General features: G+C 59.6%; 18 protein-coding genes and 1 tRNA gene. 2 read left to right on the top strand and 17 right to left on the bottom strand.

What is annotated here, in order from left to right; translation table 11 throughout:
* Window positions 1–35 precede the first annotated feature (35 nt).
* From J2T09_RS07085 to J2T09_RS07060, 6 genes are all read right to left on the bottom strand, one after another.
* Window positions 36–650, bottom strand: a complete 615-nt coding sequence (locus J2T09_RS07085) for a GNAT family N-acetyltransferase (RefSeq protein ID WP_306832666.1) — start codon at window positions 648–650, stop codon at window positions 36–38.
* 47 nt (window positions 651–697) lie between these two features.
* Window positions 698–1,981, bottom strand: coding sequence for a hypothetical protein (locus J2T09_RS07080; protein WP_306832664.1), 1,284 nt, complete (start codon window positions 1,979–1,981; stop codon window positions 698–700).
* A gap of 123 nt (window positions 1,982–2,104) precedes the next feature.
* Window positions 2,105–2,818: a hypothetical protein gene (locus tag J2T09_RS07075; RefSeq protein WP_306832662.1), complete on the bottom strand. Its 714-nt coding sequence runs from the start codon at window positions 2,816–2,818 to the stop codon at window positions 2,105–2,107.
* 98 nt (window positions 2,819–2,916) lie between these two features.
* Window positions 2,917–3,837 carry a DMT family transporter gene (locus J2T09_RS07070; RefSeq protein WP_306832660.1) on the bottom strand — a complete coding sequence of 307 codons (921 nt, stop codon included), beginning with the start codon at window positions 3,835–3,837 and terminating at the stop codon, window positions 2,917–2,919.
* 73 nt (window positions 3,838–3,910) lie between these two features.
* Window positions 3,911–4,834, bottom strand: coding sequence for a hypothetical protein (locus J2T09_RS07065; RefSeq protein WP_306832658.1), 924 nt, complete (start codon window positions 4,832–4,834; stop codon window positions 3,911–3,913).
* 324 nt (window positions 4,835–5,158) lie between these two features.
* Window positions 5,159–5,243 (bottom strand) — tRNA-Leu (locus J2T09_RS07060).
* A gap of 190 nt (window positions 5,244–5,433) precedes the next feature.
* Here J2T09_RS07060 and lipB point away from each other — a divergent pair.
* Window positions 5,434–6,174 carry a lipoyl(octanoyl) transferase LipB gene (gene lipB / locus J2T09_RS07055; RefSeq protein ID WP_306832656.1) on the top strand — a complete coding sequence of 247 codons (741 nt, stop codon included), beginning with the start codon at window positions 5,434–5,436 and terminating at the stop codon, window positions 6,172–6,174.
* A 47-nt stretch (window positions 6,175–6,221) separates the two neighbouring features.
* On the top strand, window positions 6,222–6,464 hold the full coding sequence (locus J2T09_RS07050; protein WP_306832654.1) for a YciI family protein: 243 nt from the start codon (window positions 6,222–6,224) through the stop codon (window positions 6,462–6,464).
* 43 nt (window positions 6,465–6,507) lie between these two features.
* Here J2T09_RS07050 and J2T09_RS07045 read toward each other — a convergent pair whose 3' ends face one another.
* The 11 genes from J2T09_RS07045 to bcp form a co-directional block, all read right to left on the bottom strand.
* A complete protein-coding gene (locus J2T09_RS07045; protein ID WP_306832653.1) occupies window positions 6,508–7,263 on the bottom strand; it encodes an amino acid ABC transporter ATP-binding protein in 756 nt (251 codons plus the stop codon).
* A complete protein-coding gene (locus J2T09_RS07040) occupies window positions 7,260–7,940 on the bottom strand; it encodes an amino acid ABC transporter permease (RefSeq protein ID WP_306832650.1) in 681 nt (226 codons plus the stop codon). The genes J2T09_RS07045 and J2T09_RS07040 overlap by 4 nt, the downstream gene beginning before the upstream one ends.
* A gap of 93 nt (window positions 7,941–8,033) precedes the next feature.
* Window positions 8,034–8,807, bottom strand: a complete 774-nt coding sequence (locus J2T09_RS07035; RefSeq protein ID WP_306832648.1) for an amino acid ABC transporter substrate-binding protein — start codon at window positions 8,805–8,807, stop codon at window positions 8,034–8,036.
* A gap of 200 nt (window positions 8,808–9,007) precedes the next feature.
* A complete protein-coding gene (locus tag J2T09_RS07030) occupies window positions 9,008–9,712 on the bottom strand; it encodes an SDR family oxidoreductase (protein WP_306832646.1) in 705 nt (234 codons plus the stop codon).
* 164 nt (window positions 9,713–9,876) lie between these two features.
* Window positions 9,877–12,420: a protein translocase subunit SecD gene (secD, locus tag J2T09_RS07025; RefSeq protein ID WP_306832645.1), complete on the bottom strand. Its 2,544-nt coding sequence runs from the start codon at window positions 12,418–12,420 to the stop codon at window positions 9,877–9,879.
* 79 nt (window positions 12,421–12,499) lie between these two features.
* Complete coding sequence (locus tag J2T09_RS07020; RefSeq protein WP_306832644.1) at window positions 12,500–12,904, bottom strand: hypothetical protein; 405 nt, start codon at window positions 12,902–12,904, stop codon at window positions 12,500–12,502.
* 118 nt (window positions 12,905–13,022) lie between these two features.
* Complete coding sequence (locus J2T09_RS07015) at window positions 13,023–13,448, bottom strand: NUDIX domain-containing protein (RefSeq protein ID WP_306832642.1); 426 nt, start codon at window positions 13,446–13,448, stop codon at window positions 13,023–13,025.
* A 14-nt stretch (window positions 13,449–13,462) separates the two neighbouring features.
* Entirely contained in the window at window positions 13,463–15,004 is a 1,542-nt protein-coding gene (locus J2T09_RS07010) for a DEAD/DEAH box helicase (protein WP_306832639.1), read from the bottom strand.
* Window positions 15,005–15,211: 207 nt separating this feature from the next.
* Entirely contained in the window at window positions 15,212–16,504 is a 1,293-nt protein-coding gene (locus tag J2T09_RS07005) for a M23 family metallopeptidase (RefSeq protein ID WP_306832637.1), read from the bottom strand.
* Window positions 16,505–16,655: 151 nt separating this feature from the next.
* On the bottom strand, window positions 16,656–17,504 hold the full coding sequence (locus J2T09_RS07000) for a ferritin-like domain-containing protein (protein ID WP_306832635.1): 849 nt from the start codon (window positions 17,502–17,504) through the stop codon (window positions 16,656–16,658).
* 26 nt (window positions 17,505–17,530) lie between these two features.
* Complete coding sequence (bcp, locus tag J2T09_RS06995) at window positions 17,531–18,007, bottom strand: thioredoxin-dependent thiol peroxidase (RefSeq protein WP_306832633.1); 477 nt, start codon at window positions 18,005–18,007, stop codon at window positions 17,531–17,533.
* Window positions 18,008–18,036: the final 29 nt, after the last annotated feature.

Genomic DNA, 18,036 nt, shown 5'->3' with positions numbered 1-18,036 from the left:
ATAGAGGCATGACAAGTCGCAATTCAGTGATTGTATCAAAGGCCGATCAACGGCACCTGCGGCGCTGCGGTGTTGGGAACGACGCCGCTGCGACGCGGATCGTCGAGCACTTCGACCATGATCTTGTACGGCGTGAAGCCCATGCGCTTGTAGAAGGGCAGAGCGGCCGGGGAGTCCAGATGACAGGTATGGACCCAGAATCGGTCGATCGGGCGTGCCCATGCCTTTTCGATCGCATGGGTCATCAGGAAACGGCCGGCACCCTTGCCGACGGAATCCTCGACCAGACCGAAATAGGCGAGTTCGCACTCGTTATCGTGACGGAAGTCCAGTTCCAGCAGGCCGATCCGCCGACCGGCATCCTTGAGGATATAGATGGCAACGCGCGGGTCATTGAGGATGGATGCGAGTTTTTCGTCGCTCATCGTCAAACGGGCCGACCACAGCCACTGTGCCCCGATATTGCGGAACAGTTCGCGGTACTCGTTGAGATCCGGCTGGTGCCAATGGCGCAGTGTCAGCGCATCGTCGGTCGAGTTCAACGGCAACTGGGGGCGCTCGCGCATTTCCAGGCAGGTGACAACGGTGGCGATCGTGCCGGGCGGCATGTCGGAATAACCGAGTGGAAGTACGGGATTATCTGTTTTCATGGTACCCAGTTAAAAGGCTCAGAATTGAAGTGCGTCAATTCCAGACATTAATGGAATAGAATTTGGCAAGCGTTAATGACAGCATAGGAATGAATAGTAACGGCAGCGTAAAGACCCGAGCCGGCCATCAGTCTTTCTCCGGGCTGCATCTGTTCCAGTTCGTCACGCATCACATTTTTTCGAAAACCGATCAGGCTTATCAGCGTGATGATCGCCAAGCCGGAGACAAGGGCCGTAGGCGGAACGCCGATTTCATAACAGACAAGAAGGATGACCAGCGTCAAGCCAAAACTGGCAAGCACCTGCATGCGCCTGTCCGGAAATACTTGCCGAACCACCTGGCCACCGTCGAAACGTGACATCGGCAGAAGGTTGAGCAGGTTGAAGGCACCGAGAATCAGCAGCAGGACCGCCGATGGCAGATGCACGGCGGCCGGCAGGATGCGCGTGTCGAGAGCGGACAGGTTGTGAACGAGAACGAGGATAGGCACGATAAAGGCCGACATGCCGGCGCCCATCAAGGCGCAGGTGGCGATTTCAAACCGGCTGCGATAAGGGCGTCCGCCAATGGCAATGCCGCCGAGCATCGGCACAAAGATCAGCATCACCCGTTCGTGCCCGAAGGCCCGATAGGCAGCAATATGCCCGAGTTCATGCAGGATGATGACCAGAGTGAGCATGATCGATATCGCCAGCCCCTTTTCGGTGAGGCCGAAGAAGGGCCACAGCATCAGCGTGGACAGGGCTGCGAGGCCGATCTGCGTCAGCGGATGCGTGAACAGGCTGCGGTCATGCCGTTTGCCGGTGTCCAGCCAGCCTTCCAGCGCCGCCATTTCGCGCCGCATGGCGAAAAAACGAAACAGATAAAAGGCGAGGCCGCGGTAATGGTCTGTCTGACTGATGGTGATTACGGCGCCGCCATCTGCGGGTTCGATCCGTCTTTCATCGCGAAAACTGTGCCAGAACGAGTTGGCGAGCGTGCTGTCGGCGATGATTTTCGAACTGCTGGCATAGACCGCGCCGTCGGTTGCCATTTCCGTTACGTCATAGAGACGGCGAACCGGCTGGCCGCGGCGATCCGGATAACGCATGCTCATTTCGACCTGGCCGTCTTCGAGACCGGATGACCGGCCGTAACGCACGGCGGTGATGTCCGGGCTCCAGTCGGTGAGATCGCCTTGAGGGCGGATCGCCTGTCGTAGCCTTTCGGGATCGTGCGCCAAGATGCGGCGAAGCGTGATGGTGCGATGACCGAGCGGGGCCGCCATCATCAGCCACAAGAGGCCGATATTGATCGACACAAGCAGGATGATGGAAACGGTCGTCGTCAAGGCAGGCCTTTCCAGCCGCGCGCCGCGGGTTCAATTCGGGTTTGATGCACTATGGCACAGGTTTGTTCCGCTCCGGTTGAGGCGAAAGATTGCATTTGATGGATCGCAAATTTAGCAATCCGTTCATGCGGCCTGATGTGATTTTTCGGGCAATGTCTCATCCTGAACCTGCAGCCATGCCGAACGGTCATTCTTCGGATTCGTCGGGCGTAGGTGCAGCGAAGCGATGAGCGTATTCCAGCCAGTGTGATGAAGGCGTGGTTCGGCGATCGCATCGATTGCCTGCAGAACGTCGCGTTCGATGGTTGAAAGGACAAGGCGTCCGCTTTCGCAAGCGCTGCGCAGCACGCGCCAGAGGTAATGCAGATCATTGAGATCAATGCCCGGATTGCGGCTCGGCCGGCTGAGCGCGTAGGCATTGCTACTGTTGGGGGCAAGGCCGTAGCGCATCTGATCCAGTGCGAATGCAGAAAGGTGCTCCGGTGCCGATGTGGCCATGTCGAGCGCGTGAAGAATGATTTCCAGTTCCAGCGGGCTCAGCACCACGTTATCGACGGAAAGCGTTTCGATCAGCCAGTCGGCATTGGTGGCGTCCAGCCAACCACGCGGATGCTGTCGGTTGACGGCATAGGCGGCGATGCTTTCGATCACGTAGCAATCCCATTGCGGGCAGGACGAGGCGCAGGCGCGGTGAATGGCCAGCAGCAGGTGCGCGTCGTCCTCTGTGCGAATACCGTCGGAAAACGCATGTTTGCGCAGCATCAAGAGGTCGTCGACATCAAGCCGGCGTTTCCCGGCGATGACACATGCCGGGAAAGAAAAGCGATCATCGCCCATCATTGTCTCCGTTTCATCATGAAACTGAAATGGAGCATAATCGCCAGAGGTTGAGGTCGCGACAACGAGACCGGTTAACGAAAGATCATCGTCATGTTTCAGGCCGTTGTCGACTGTGCCACCCTGACACGTTCACGCCAGATGATGAACAAGCCGGAAGCAACGATGATGGCGATGCCGAGCCATTTCGAGGCGGTCGGGAAATCACCGAAAAGCGCATAACCCAGCACCGTGGCGGAGATGATCTCGAAATACTGGAAGGGCGCCAGGAGAGACAGCGACGCAAGCCGGAACGCCTGCACGACGACGAGATGGATATAGCCCGAAATGGCACCCAGCATGACGAGAAGAAAAAGGCCAAGCGTCGAACCTGGCAGGCTGATCTCGAAATCCGGGATGGCGAGGCCGCTGCCGATACCCAGCGTTGCCGCGCAAAACAGGGTGCCGCCGAGCCCGGCCATGGTCTGCATGACGAGCGGGCTGTCGCCATCGCCAAGCGCGCGGTTCATGAACAGGTAAAGCGTATAAAGGAAGGCGCAGACGACTGGCAAAAGCGCGGTCCAGCCAAATATCGCATAGCTGGGCTGGATGACGATCATGGCGCCGCCGAAGCCGACGATGATGGCTGCCCATCGACGCCAGCCGACGCGTTCGCCGAGAAAGATTGCCGACATCATCGTCAGCATGAACGGTTCGACGAAATAGATGGCGAAAACATCGGCGAGCGGCATGTATTTGACCGCGGTGAAGAACATCAGGCTGGCCGCACCGTGGATGGCGCCACGCAGGAGGTTCATCCAGGGGCGTTTGGCAACGATCAGTCCGCGCGTGACGATTAGCATCAGCGGCAGCAGCGCCACAAGCTGGAAAAAGAAGCGATAGAAAGTGACCTGACCGGGCGACATCGTTTCGAAGGTCGCCATGTATTTGGCGATTGCGTCCATGATGGGCAGCACAAGCATGCAGCTCGCCATCAGGGCCATGCCCTTCATGGGGTTTTCGGCGGTGAGGGCTGTCATGTGTTTACCTTCGCGTGGCCTGCGCCTCTGTGGAGCACGGGCGATCGCGGCATGCAAGCCACGAAAGGCGTGATCAGGCGGAGGTGATGCCGGCTTTTTCGCAGGCGAACCGTATGGCGGCGGAGATGGCTGCGAATTTTTCGGCCTGCCAGTCGTGATAATCCTGAACGAGGACAGGCGAAATCCAGCACTCACCGCGATTGGTTGCGCCCTGCCAGCCGATCAGTCCCTGTGCCTTCGCGCGGGAAAACAGCCTTACGGCATGGGTAGTGGAGACTACGTAATGTCGTGCGATTTCAGTCGCGGAGACATTGCCGATCCAGATCGGCTCCGAGCCGAGATCGCCCCGCGGTACGCGCGCGATCAGATCATGGATGACGCTGCTGCCGGAGTCGGACTTGGTGAAGCCGGCAATGGTTTCCGGCGGATTGCGCCATTTGGAATTGTGCAGAAGCGTGCGCGCAAAATGCGGCTGGGCAAGATGCAGCAGGCGCGGATGGGCAGCAAGCAACGCCGCTCGCTTGCCGCCATCCATGCAATCGAGACCGCGCGAATGGGTGTCGAAATAGAAGCGGATCAGTTGCTCCGTATCCGTCGTGGCGCGGAAGGCGCGGCTGCGACGGTCGCCCTCATCGAGCGGTTCGACAAAATTGTAGTGCCGCATCTCAACCAGGAAAGCGAGAACGGTGTTCTTGCTGGCGGCGGGCGTGTTTTCGAAGAAGCGCAGCAGATTGGTGGCGGTAACGCCGGGGTTGGCGGGATCGAGCGTATGTTCAAGATGCAGTGCCATGGCTGCGTGGCTGAGCATGAAACGCTGGATATCGGCGACATAACGAACCCGCTTCGGCAGAAGGCGGTGTGCCTCGAGCAATTCCGTCGCGGTCAGATGTTGGCCGTCGCGAAAATGCGCAAGCGCAACAAGCTGATCGGCTTCATAGGCACGAGGCGCCTGATTTGAGTACTCATTCTGGGCAGGCACTGCGCAAATGGCTTGCATGACAATCCCGGGCAATCGTTGGCCTTCGCCGTTTCGAAATTGCTGCCGGCAAAGTTGCAGTTCTTTGGACATTACCAACAGCATTCGCCGAAAGCATCACGGCAATATCGTGAATGGTCCAAGCCAAGGATAACGCATTAAAAAGGCCCGTCAAACCAAATGGCGCGCGCGGTTGTCAATTCGCCATGATCCAATGGATCTGAAAGGGGAGGCAAACGCTGGCGCTGCCGCGCGCCGTGTCCCACGAGCCATCGAAGCGTGGGACAGTGTGATTTTCTAAGCTGTTGCCGGAAAAGAAAAAACCCGGCCGAAGCCGGGTTTATTTGGTGCGGTCGAGAAGACTCGAACTTCCACGGGTTGCCCCACAGCGACCTCAACGCTGCGCGTCTACCAATTCCGCCACGACCGCATCGTGGTAGGTGCCGACTTGCGCCGGCGAGGGAGCATTTAGCAAAAGGATTTTGCAGACACAAGGGGACCGTGACAGATTTTTGAAGATAAAATCCGCCTGTGAATTCCTATATAGAGATGATAGGCAAAAACTCCCGGCTTTGCAGGGGTTCTGGCCGCCAAGGCCTCGAAAAATATGGATAAAAAATATGTCGCTGCGCACAGATCTCGATGTTTCGATGTTTCCACAGGCAGGTTTTCCACCGATCCGCTGGCGAATCTCGGACTGTCCCATCGGCTACGAGGACGCTGTCGCCGAAATGGAACGCGAAGTGGCGGCGATTGCGGAGGGTAAAGCGGACGAACTCGTCTGGCTTCTGGAGCACCCGCCGCTTTATACGGCCGGCACCAGCGCCAATGCGGCCGACCTGATCGAGCCCAATCGCTTTCCGGTGTTTTCCACAGGCCGGGGCGGTGAATACACCTATCACGGACCAGGGCAGCGGGTGGCCTATGTGATGCTCGATCTCAAACGCCGCCGGCCGGATGTGCGCGCCTATGTGGCGGCGCTGGAAGAAGTGATTATTCGCACGCTGGACAGCATGAATGTGCGTGGCGAGCGCCGTGAGGACCGAGTCGGGGTGTGGGTGAAGAGGCCGGAGAAGCCGCTGCTGTTCGATGGCAGCATGGCGGAGGACAAAATCGCCGCCTTCGGTATCCGCCTGCGCCGCTGGGTGAGTTTTCACGGGCTGGCGCTGAATGTGGAGCCGGATCTTTCCCATTTCGAAGGGATCGTGCCCTGCGGTATCAGCGGTTATGGCGTCACCAGTCTGGTCGATCTCGGCCTGCCGGTGATGATGGCGGATGTGGATATTCGACTGCGCGAGGCTTTCGAGAGTGTTTTCGGCGCGACGATGTCGGAAACGCTGCTGCAGGCGGAGGCGTCGTGAGCGGGCAAGAGTTTCTGGTTCGCCTGAGAGGTGCGCGCCCGGAGCGGATGACAACCGATGTAGTGGCTGCTCATGTGGCGTGGCTGAAGGCGCTGCATTCGGACGGAACGCTTTTGCTCTGCGGCCCTTGCGAAGACGGTACGGCCGTTATCGTGTTGCGATGTCGGGACCGTGAACATGCAGAGGCGATTGCCGGGGCCGATCCCTTTGCGGCGGCACGTGCCTATGGCGACCGGGAGATTGTCACCATTAGCGTTGCGACGCCCGACAACAATTTTCTCCTCGGGTGATTGTCCGGCCCAGGTCATGGGCCGGAGTATTGGCATGCACCGATCAGAGCGTCTGTGCCGCGTTGATTGACGACACGAAGCGTTTCGTGCGCTCGTGGGTGGGGTTACGAAAAACCTGTTCGGCATTGCCGGTTTCCACCACCTGACCGGCTTCCAGAAACACGACGAGATTGGCGACCTGTGATGCGAGGCGCAGATCATGCGTTGCCATCACCATGGTCGTGCCTTCCTTCGCCAGAGTGCCCAGCACATCCACCACTTCGGCCGACAGTTCCGGGTCGAGCGCGGACGTAGGTTCATCGCAGAGCAGTATTTTTGGTGAGGGGGCAAGCGCACGGGCGATGGCGACGCGCTGTTGCTGGCCGCCGGAAAGGTTGGCGGGCCATGCATCGGCCTTGTGCGCCATACCGACCTTGGTCAACAGTTCCATGGCGCGCGCCTTTGCCTTTTCACGCGACCATTTCTGCACGACGAGCAGACCTTCCATGACGTTTTCGATCGCCGTGCGGTGCGGAAAAAGCTGAAAGTTCTGGAACACCATACCGGTCTGGCTGCGCAGCTTTTGCACCGACGACCATGCGGCCTTCTTGCCGGGCGCGAAGGTTGCGGCTTCATCGCCGATGCGCACCGTGCCGGCCGTCGGCTGTTCCAAGAGGTTGATGCAGCGGAGCAGGGTGCTCTTGCCGCCGCCGGACGGGCCCACGAGGGCGGTGACGCTGCCTTCCGGGAAGGTCAGCGAGATATCCTTGAGGATGACGGTGTCGCCGAATTTCTTCTCGATATGGGAAAGCTCGATCATCGGTTGGCCTCCAGCATGCCGCCGTAACGGGCGAATCGCACTTCCAGCCGCGATTGCAGGTGAGAAAGCACGGAACTCAGTGCCAGATAGATAAGGGCGGCCTGGATATAGAGAATCAGCGGCTCATAGGTGGTGGCGACGATTCTTTGGGCCGACTGGAACAGTTCCGGCACGGTGATGGCGGCGGCAAGCGATGTGTCCTTCACCAGCGAAATAAACGTGTTCGACAGCGGCGGCACAGAGACGCGACCGGCCTGCGGCAGGATGGTGCGGCGCATCGCCTGTGACCAGTTCATGCCTGTCGAGTATGCTGCTTCCCACTGACCTTTCGGCACCGACGAGATTGCGGCGCGGATGATTTCCGACGTGTAGGCACCGACGTTCAGCGTGAAGCCGATCAGGGCGGCCGGAAAGGCATCGAGCAGGATGCCGATACTGGGCAGGCCGTAAAAGATCACGAACAGCTGTACGAGCAGCGGCGTTCCGCGAATGATCCAGACATAGAAACGCGCGATGGCAGCTATCGGCATGGGGCCGAAAAGGCGAGCGACAGCGGTCAGCAGGCCCAATGCGAGCCCGAAAGTAAATGACAGGAGTGTCAGCGGGATAGTGAATTTGATGCCGGCCCAGAGCAGGGTGGGTAGCGAATCCATCATCAATTGAAGCCAGTGCGGCACGGCGGAACCTCAAAAAATACGACGCCCGACGAAAATCGCCGGGCGTGTTTGAAAACCGATAATGACGTAATTTCCGTCAGCGGAACAGATCGCTTATTTGGAAACGTCCGCGCCGAAATATTTGTCGGAAATGGTCTTGTAGGTGCCGTCGGCCTTGATGTCGGCGATCGCCTTGTTGATGGCGGCAACCAGATCATCATCGCCCTTGCGCACGATGATGCCGGAATAATCCGCATCGGCCTTTTCCGCGACGATTTTTACCGGTGCGTCAGGCTGCTTCTTCTTGAAATCGAGGAAAGACAGGCTGTCGTTGACGGTGGCATCGGCGCGGCGGGTCAGAACCAGCTGGATCGACTGGTCGAAGCCATCCGTGCCGACCAGTTCGGCACCGGCGGCTTCGGCGAGCTTGCCAAAGTTGCTGGTCAGCGATTGGGCCGACTTCTTGCCTTTCAGATCTTCGAACGACTTGATGTCGTCGTTGTTGTCACGAACGATCAGGACCGCCTTGGAAGCGATATAAGGCTCGGAGAAAGCATATTTCTGCTTGCGGGCCTCGGTGATGCCGACCTGGTTGATGACGGCGTCGTAACGCTTGACGTCGAGACCTGCGATCAGGCCGTCCCATTTGCCTTCGACGAACTCGGCCTTGACGCCGAGTTTTTGGGCGACGGCTTCACCGATTTCGACATCGAAACCGACCAGCTTGTTGGCGGCATCGTGGAAGGTGAAGGGGGCATAGGTGCCTTCGGTGCCGATCTTGATCACGCCGGCGGCCTTGATCTGATCGAGGTTTTCACCGGCGAGCGAGGGCGTGATGGCGACAGCCTGCAGCACGGCGGCAGCGGCGATGGTTTTCAGCCAGTTCATTTTGCATTTCCTTATCATCAGCCGGTCGGTCTGGCCGGTATTCGTTGGATGATGTGTTATCTAGGAAAGCCTTGGGTTTTGCAGGAGAGGAAAAAGCCAAAAAATCGGGCAGTTGAGAATATTTTGCTCATTTACTCGGCTTGTGAAGATTCGCTCATCGAGGGATACATTTGCGTCCTCGATGAGCGAAGGTAATCGGCTCAGACCGAACGCGTCAGGCCGCCATCGACCTTCAGATTCTGGCCGGTGATATAGCCCGCATCTTCCGAGGCGAGGAAGGCGACGGTGGCGGCGATCTCGTCACTGGTGCCATACCGTTTCATCGGAACGCTGTCGCGACGCTCTTCCGTCGCCGGCAGGCTGTCGATCCAGCCGGGCAGCACGTTGTTCATGCGGATATTGTCGGCCGCATAGGTATCGGCATAAATTTTCGTGTAGGAGGCGAGCCCGGCGCGGAAAACCGCCGAGGTCGGGAACATCGCCGCCGGTTCAAAAGCCCAGGCGGTGGAGATGTTGACGATGGCGCCGGATTTCTGGGCCTGCATGATCGGGGTCACAAGGCGGACAGGACGGATGACGTTCATCAGGTAGACGTCGAGGCCGGTATGCCATTGTTCGTCGGTGATTTCGGTGATCTGTGCGCGCGGACCGTGGCCTGCGCTGTTGACCAGGACGTCGATCCGTCCCCACTTGTCCGTCACCGTGTCCACGAGACGTTTCAGGACATCATTCGACTGGTTGGAGCCGGTGATGCCGATGCCGCCGAGTTCGGCTGCCAGTGCCTCGCCCTTGCCGGAGGAGGAGAGGATGGCGACCTTGAAACCATCGGCGGCCAGACGTTTCGCGCTTGCCGCCCCCATGCCGCTGCCGCCGGCGGTGATGATCGCGACCTTTTCCGTTGCCATGCTTTTCTCCTCGTCATGGGATTTCATTTCAGGAGGAACGTAGCACCGGCTTTGGAGACAGGCGAGCGAGTTGGGCTGTCAGCAGTTGCAGAAAAATTGATGGTTGGAACGAAAAAAGGCCGCCCTTGCGGACGGCCTTTGGTTCGTGGCGTCTGCCTGCCGACTTACGGCTTGGCAGCGACGACGGTCTTGCCGGCTTCGGTTTCTTCCGTCTCGTCAGCGATCATGCCCTTGCCGTGGGCCTTGCGCCAATCGCCGAGGAACAGCAGGATCGGTGCAGCGATGAAGACCGAGGACAGAGCCGCAACCGCGATGCCGAACACCATCGGGATGGCGAAGCTGGAGACGGCGCTGCCGCCCCAGATGGCCATCGGCAACAGCGAAAGGAAGGCTGTTGCGGACGTGTAGAGGCTTCGGGCCAGCGTTTCGTTGATCGACTTGTCGATCAGTTCACGCAACGGCATCTTCTTGTAGAGGCGCATGTTTTCACGCATGCGGTCATAAACCACGACCTTGTCGTTGACCGAATAACCGACCAGCGTCAGCACGGCGGCGATGGCCGTCAGGTTGAAGTCCAGCCCGGTGATCGCGAAGAAGCCGACCGTCTTGGTGACGTCGAGGATCAGCGTGATCATGGCGCCGACCGCGAACGGCCATTCGAAACGCGCCCAGATATAGATCGTCATGGCGATGGCGGCGAGCGCCAGCGACAGGAAGCCGGCGATTGCAAGTTCGCCCGATACTTTCGGACCGACAACCTCGGTACGCTCGACCTTTGCAGTCGGGTCGATCTTCACGACTTCGGCCTTCAGCGCCTCAACGGCGTTGGTCTGTGCCTGTTCGCCACCTTCCTGACGCTCGACGCGCACGAGGATGTGGTTGTTGCTGCCGAATTCCTGCAGCGCGACCTCGCCGAAACCAAGACTGTTCAGGCCGGAACGGAAAGCTGCAAGGTCGGTTTCGTTCTGTGTGACGACTTCCATCTGGATACCGCCCTGGAAGTCGACGCCGTAATTGAGGCCCGGCTTGAAGAACAGAGCGATGGAGGCGATCGACAGGATGACCGAGATGCCGATGCCGATGAAACGTCCCTTCATGAAGGCGATATTGGTGCCATCCGGAACGAGATTGATCGGCAGAAGCGGCTTGATGTTGATTACCTTCAGCTTCTTGCGGGCGGTGATGGCGATCATCAGCACGCGCACGACGGAAACTGCGGTGAACATCGAGATCATGATGCCGAGGCCCATGGTGACGGCAAAACCGCGAACCGGGCCGGAGCCGAACCAGAAGAGCAGAACGGTGGCGATCAGCGCCGTGACGTTACTGTCGACAATGGTGGAATAGGCGCGGGCAAAACCGGCGTCGATGGCAGCAAAGGCGCTCTTGCCCTTGCGGGTTTCTTCCTTGATGCGTTCGTTGATGAGAACGTTGGCGTCAACCGCGAGGCCGATGCCCAGCACGATACCGGCGATGCCCGGCAGCGTCAGCGTAGAACCGATCAGCGTCAGGCCCGCGAAGGTGAGGATGACGTTGATGGCGAGCGCGAAGTTGGCAAGAATGCCCCAGCTTCCGTAAAGGAAGAAGATGAAGGCGACGACGGCCGCGAAGCCGATGAGACCCGTGAAGATACCCATTTCAATGGCGTCCGAACCGAGGTCGGCACCGACGGTACGTTCTTCAATGACGGTCAGCTTGGCCGGCAGCGAACCGGCGCGCAAAAGGGCGCCGAGCGTATTGGCTTCCTGTACGGAAAAATTGCCGGAAATCTGGCCCGAACCGCCGGTGATCGGCGTCTGGATGACCGGTGCGCTCAGGACCTTGTTATCGAGAACGATGGCGAACGGACGGCCGACATTCTGCTGGGTAATCTGGGCAAACCGGGTCGCACCCGAGCTATCGAAACGGAAGGTGACGATGGGACGCTGCGACTGCTGTTCGAAGGCGGCGCGGGCGTCGGTCAGGTGGTCACCCGACAGTTCGACACGGTCGAGAACCGGGTATTGCTGGCCCTGTTCGTCGGCAATCATGGTGACGCCGGGTTCACCCTGGTTGCCGAGAAGGTGAAAACTCATCTTGGCGGTGGAGCCGAGCAACTGGCGCAGGCGCGACGGATCCTGTTCGCCCGGAAGCTGGACGAGAACACGATCGGAACCGACGCGCTGGATCGTCGGTTCGGCAACACCGACCTGGTCGACACGCTGGCGGATGATTTCCAGGCTCTGCTCGACGGCGTTGGTGATGTACTGGTTGATTCCGGCATCGGTGTAGTTGAGCGTGATCGTGTTGTCGCGCGGGGTGGCGACGTTGAGATCGCTCTGGCCGATGGCAGTTGCCAGGCTGACCGGGTTGGAGAGCGTGCGCAGCTCGGTAACGGCGGCGTCGCGTGTTGCCGGGTCGCGCAGCGTGACGGTGATATTGTCGCCGTTGCGGCGGATTGCCGAAGTTTCGATGCGCTTGTCGCGCAGGACGCGGCGGCTATCCTGCATGAGGCTTTGCAGGCGCTCGTTGATCAGGTCGGCGCGATCGACTTCAAGCACGAGGTGCGAGCCACCGCGCAGGTCGAGGCCGAGGGAAACCTGCGTGTGCGGCAGCCAAGAAGGCAGGCGCGACAGCATGGAAGGTGACAGGATGTTCGGCAGCGCTACCAGCGTGCCGACCAGAATGATGGCGATATAGGTCGCCACCAGCCAGCGGGAATTTCTCATATATTTGGTCCTGTTACGCGCAGGGCACCGCTTGTGCCGTCAGGAAGCGCTTGTTTTCAGTTCGTGAGCGATAAGGGCGTCACGAAAGACGAGGCGGGCCGCGCGCGGAGGCGAGGGCCGTGAACTGCGAAAGCTGCTGTTGGCGAGGGGCAATGGCGCCGAGCCACGCATCGAGCGGATGGTTGAGAGCGACAGATGACGGTAGAATACCGTCAGCCATGCCCTGCCATGTGGATTGCTGTTTTTCCGAAACCGCCGTCACGACCGCGAGGCGCGGCTGTTCGCGATTGGCGATCTGCAATGTGTTATCGCCGCCTTCGCTGTCGAACAGCTGGCGATATTGCTGCAGCATGGAATTGGCGGAATGGAAACCGGCGCCGGAAAACGCGGCGATCAGCAGAAAGGCGACAAGCGTGGGCCAGCGCGTCAGGATGGCAAGACCATCCGCGCGAAAGGACCGTGCAGCCTTTCTCGTCTTGTGCATTCAAGCTCCGCTAGCGCTTTGAGGCATCCAGTTGCGGCGACTGTTTAACTTTTGGGTAGGAAAGGGTCAATCGCCAATCAATCCCGCACTGCAACGGTTGCGGCATAATCCCGTGATCTTATGCGGTTCTGACATTCTTCAGGGCGGCGAATGCCTGCTCGGAAAACATCGAAAGCGGTTGCGGCAGGTCGGAAAGATCGAACCATCCCTTTTCGGACAGTTTGTCCGGCTCGGTCAGTTGCGGCTCACCGGAAAATTCGCGGGCAACATAGATCATCGAGATCCAGTGCTGTCGATCTGCCTCGACAAGGGCTTCGATCGTGCAGAGAAAATCGACGGCCCCTATTTTCAGGCCCGTCTCTTCTTCAGCCTCGCGGCGGGCGGCTTCAGAGGAATGCTCCATCTGATCGACTTTGCCGCCGACGATATTCCAGTGGCCAGCTTCCGGCGCCTTGACGCGCCGGTAGAGCAGGACCTTGCCGTCGGCGCGCTGAATGATCAGGCCGCAGCCGACTCCTGGAAAATCGATGCCGGGGAATGCCATTGCGTGAAGACCGATCAGGCCTTGGCGGCAATCAGCATGAAGGCCGGGATGTCGTCGCCGAAACCGACCGGGGTCGGGCCGTCATCGTGGTCACGGTGATGACGCTGGCGACGCTGCTGCTCGCGACCGTTATCGTCATTTGCCGGGTACGGACGCGCATTGCGAGACCCGTTCTGCTGTCTGCGGGTATCCTGCTTTGGCTCGGCGTTCACGACTTCGGTCCTTGTGGTTTCGGCAACGGATTCTTGCGGCTGGCGCGTATTCTCGACGGTCTTGGTGTCATCCGAATGACTGGAAGACGTATTGCCCGAAGACCGGCGGCCGCCACGTTCACGGCCCTTGTCCTTGTCGCGACCACGATCGCGGTCACGGCCTTTGCGACCCTTGTCGCCGCTCTCGTAACTCTCCATCGGTGCGCCGAGTTCCGAAAGGTCACCGGAAAGCCATTCGATCTTTTCGTTGATCAGCTTTTCGATGGCATCGAGATATTTTGCATCCGACTTGGTTACGACCGTGAATGCCTTGCCCGAACGACCGGCGCGGCCGGTGCGACCGATGCGGTGAACATAGTCTTCCGCGTGGATCGGCACGTCGAAATTGAAGACGTGGCTGACGTCGGGAATATCCAGGCCGCGCGCTGCAACGTCGGAGGCGACGAGCAGGGTCAGCTTGTTGTCCTTGAAGTTGGCGAGCATCGTGGTGCGCGAACGCTGGTCCATGTCGCCATGCAGGGCGCCCACGGAAAAACCGTGGCGGTCGAGCGAACGGAACAGGTCGGCGACATCCTTCTTGCGGTTGCAGAAGATGATGGCGTTCTTCAGGTCGTCCTGCGCCTTGATGAGATCGCGCAGCACCGCGCGCTTCTCGTAATCCTTGTTGTGCGAGGCGACGATGCGCTGCGTCACGGTTTTTGCGGTCGAGGAGGGCTTTGCCACTTCGACGCGTTCCGGGTTCTGCAGGAAGCGATCGGCCAGCTTCTGGATTTCCGGCGGCATGGTGGCCGAGAAGAACAGCGTCTGGCGGGTGAACGGGATCATCTTGGCGATGCGTTCGATATCCGGGATGAAACCCATGTCGAGCATGCGGTCGGCTTCGTCGATAACGAAAACCTCGACGCCGGTCATCAGCAGCTTGCCGCGCTCGCAGTGGTCGAGCAGGCGGCCGGGCGTGCAGATCAGAACGTCGGCGCCACGCTCCAGCTTGCGGTCCTGTTCCTCGAAAGAAACGCCGCCGATCAGCAGAGCCACGTTGAGCTTGTGATTCTTGCCGTATTTCTCGAAATTCTCGGCGACCTGTGCCGCGAGTTCGCGGGTAGGCTCGAGGATCAGGGTGCGCGGCATGCGCGCGCGGGCGCGGCCCTTTTCGAGCAGCGTCAGCATAGGCAATACGAAGGATGCAGTCTTACCGGTACCTGTCTGCGCGATGCCAAGGATATCGCGGCGCTGCAGGGCAGGCGGAATGGCACCCGCCTGAATAGGCGTGGGCGTGGTGTAGCCCGCGTCGGTGACTGCGGAAAGGACTTTCTGGCTCAGGCCAAGATCAGCAAATGTCGTCAAAGGGAGGTTGTTTCCCGTTCCGGTTCGGTGCGAACACGTGTGAGTCGGGTCTTAGTCCTGCCCGACGATGCGGGCCACATAAAATCAAAAAGACGTCAAGTCAAGAAATGCGACCATCTGACGGCAATGTTAGTGAATAAAACGGTGACTTGTTTCCTCAAGGACGCAGCAAAGCCTTTGCTCGGTTGGCAATCGTCAAGGTCGCAATCAGTTCATATATGTGGTGAGCTTCAGTCCGGCATTGAGAAAATGGATGGGATTGACCGCCTCGCCATTGCGGCGGACTTCGTAATGCACGTGCGGGCCTGTGGCACGGCCGGTCGCACCGGCGCGGCCGATCGTATCGCCGACGGAAATGGTCTGGCCCTCGCGCACGAGGATACGGGACATGTGACCGTAACGGGTGGTGATGCCCTGGCCGTGATCGATTTCGACGAGATTGCCGTAACCGGAGGCCCAGCCGGCGGTGATGACCTTGCCGGCGCCGGTGGCTTTTACCGCGAGGCCGGTTTCCGCCTGGAAGTCGATGCCGCCATGGAAGGCGAGACGGCCGAGAAACGGGTCGGGGCGGTTTCCGAATCGGCTGGTGATGCCCTGACCGGGCGCCGGATTGCCATAGGGCAGGGCAAGTGCTGTTTCTCTGACGCTTTCAAGGCGGGTAAGCGCCGTGTCCAGTTCATCGAGAGACGCGTTGAACCTGTCGAATTTCATGGGTTCGATAAAAGGGCCGCCGACGCCGCCCTTCACCTCGCCGGTCCGCAATGGTGGCGTTTCCAGCGGCTGTGCCTCCGAGCGTTTGTCCGATACTTCCACACCGGTGCGGCGCATGATCTGTGCCATCGAATCGGCCTTTCTGGCCGCATCGGTGGTCAGGCCTTCGATCGTCTTGAGCTGTTCGCTTTCGATACCTTTGAGCGACAGGGTTACCTTGGAAAAGATGCGGTCAGCGCGATCGGCCATGTTCTCACCGCTTGGCGCATAGGCAAGCGCCGTGCGGGCAGGGGGGATCGAAGAGGTTGTCAGGCCTGCCTGACGGTCGATGGCCTCTGCCGCTGTTTCCTTGCCTTGCGATGATACGGGTTCTGCCGAAATGCCGGCGCCCTCGGCGCGTTCGAGAAGAGATCCGAGCTTGCCGTTGCGGGAAAAAAGCGCTGTCTGCTGGCGCAGCAGTTTTTCCACCTTCTGTTCCACGAGCTGCTGATCGAGCAACTGCCGCGAGGTGACGCGGTCGAGCTGGGCGCGCAGGGAGGAGATGCGATCTTCGTAATCGTGCTGGATACGGGCCTGCCGCGCCATGGTCGCGCCGATGAGATCATCGCGTAGCACGAGATAGGCGGTGGCACCGAGGTAACCGAGAGCGAAGAGGCCGATCGTGCCCGCGACAAGGCCGGTCATCCAGGGCCGGATGGTCATGTGGCGGACCCTGTCACCGGAGGCGAGAATCAGCACGTGCTGGGTCGCACGCTTGCCAAATACTCTGTTTTCACCTGCTTCAGCCAAGGTTCGCCTCCCGGATTGCGACTCGTTTATCTGGTCGCTCGGCATGGCGGGATTACACGATGTTAGGGTTAATGAATGCTTTACGGCGTGTGCGGCGTATTCATCCGAAACTATTGGCAGGTAAAGCGAAGTGTTTGTCGGGATTTTTCTATTAGGATTGGCTTGTGGAGGTGAGCGATCGATAGAAAGACGGCGTCAAACCCGCCTCGGCGCGCGCCACATCGTTGAAGGGCGGCTTCAATGAGCCACGGAAATTGGCGCGTACCAGATCCTTGAAGGTTGCGGCAGGGTCCTTGCGTTCGCGGGCACAAAGGAAACGGAACCATTTAGCGCCGATCGCCACATGACCCTTTTCGTCGTTGTAGATGACATCGAGCACGGCGGCGGTTTCATGGTCGCCGGTTTCGCGCATCTTTGCCTGCAGGGAAGGCGTCACATCGAGGCCGCGAGCCTCGAGAATGAGCGGCACGACGGCAAGGCGGGCGGTGAGATCGTTGCGGGTGGAATGGGCCGCCTGCCAGAGCCCGTCATGGGCAGGCATGTCGCCGTAATCCGCGCCGAGGTCGTTCAGCCGTGCCCGCACCATGCGAAAATGCTTGGCTTCCTCGAAGGCCACCTGCATCCAGCCATCGAAGAAGGAATGCGGTACCGGTTCGCTGGCAAAGCGCGCGACGATATCGAGCGCCAGATCGACGGCGTTGAGTTCGATATGGGCGATGGAATGCAGGAGCGCGATGCGGCCGTTGAGTGTGTGCAGCGATCGCTTTTCGACGGCGCGCGGCGGCACAAGCTCCGGCTTTTCGGGGCGGCCCGGGCGTAATGGCAGGGGCGGATCGAGCGGCGAGCGCAGGGAGAGGCGGCGCTCGAACCAGCGCGTGGCGGTTTCCTGCGCAAGAAGCGTCTTGAGATCGAGATCGGCAGAGAGGATTGCCCGTGTTGCCCCGCCGCGCAGCGATCCGGGATCGAGGGACACCTGCTCGGCTTCTTTCCCGCTGGTCATTCTCTGTCTCTCCCCTGAAACCTGAGTTACGCAGCGGCAAGCGCGCGGGCGGCGGCGAGAACTTCCGCTGCGTGACCCTTGACCTTCACCTTTGGCCAGACCTGACGGATCACGCCATCCGGACCGATCAGGAAGGTCGAACGTTCGATGCCCATATAGGTGCGGCCATACATGCTTTTCTCCTTCCACACGCCATAAGCGTTGGCGACAGTCTGGTCGGTGTCCGCCGCGAGGATGAGGGAGAGCGAATGTTTTGCGATAAACTTTTCGTGCTTGGCAACCGTATCCGGCGACACACCGACGACGACGGCTCCGGCTTTTTCGAATTCACCGGCAAGGCCTGTGAAATCAACGGCTTCCGTCGTGCAGCCGGAGGTGTCGTCTTTCGGATAGAAATACAGCACGACGATTTTGCCGTTCAGATCTGCGAGAGAAACCGTAGCGCCGCCATCGCGGGGAAGGGCAAAAGCGGGGGCAGGCTGACCGATTGTAAGTTCAGACATGATTTTCCTTTCTTTCGCCCCATCATGGG

This window comes from Neorhizobium huautlense (assembly GCF_030811685.1).
Lineage (GTDB): Bacteria > Pseudomonadota > Alphaproteobacteria > Rhizobiales > Rhizobiaceae > Neorhizobium > Neorhizobium huautlense_A.
Note: the sequence above shows the minus strand (reverse complement) of the source record. Positions and strands in the feature narration are given on the sequence as shown.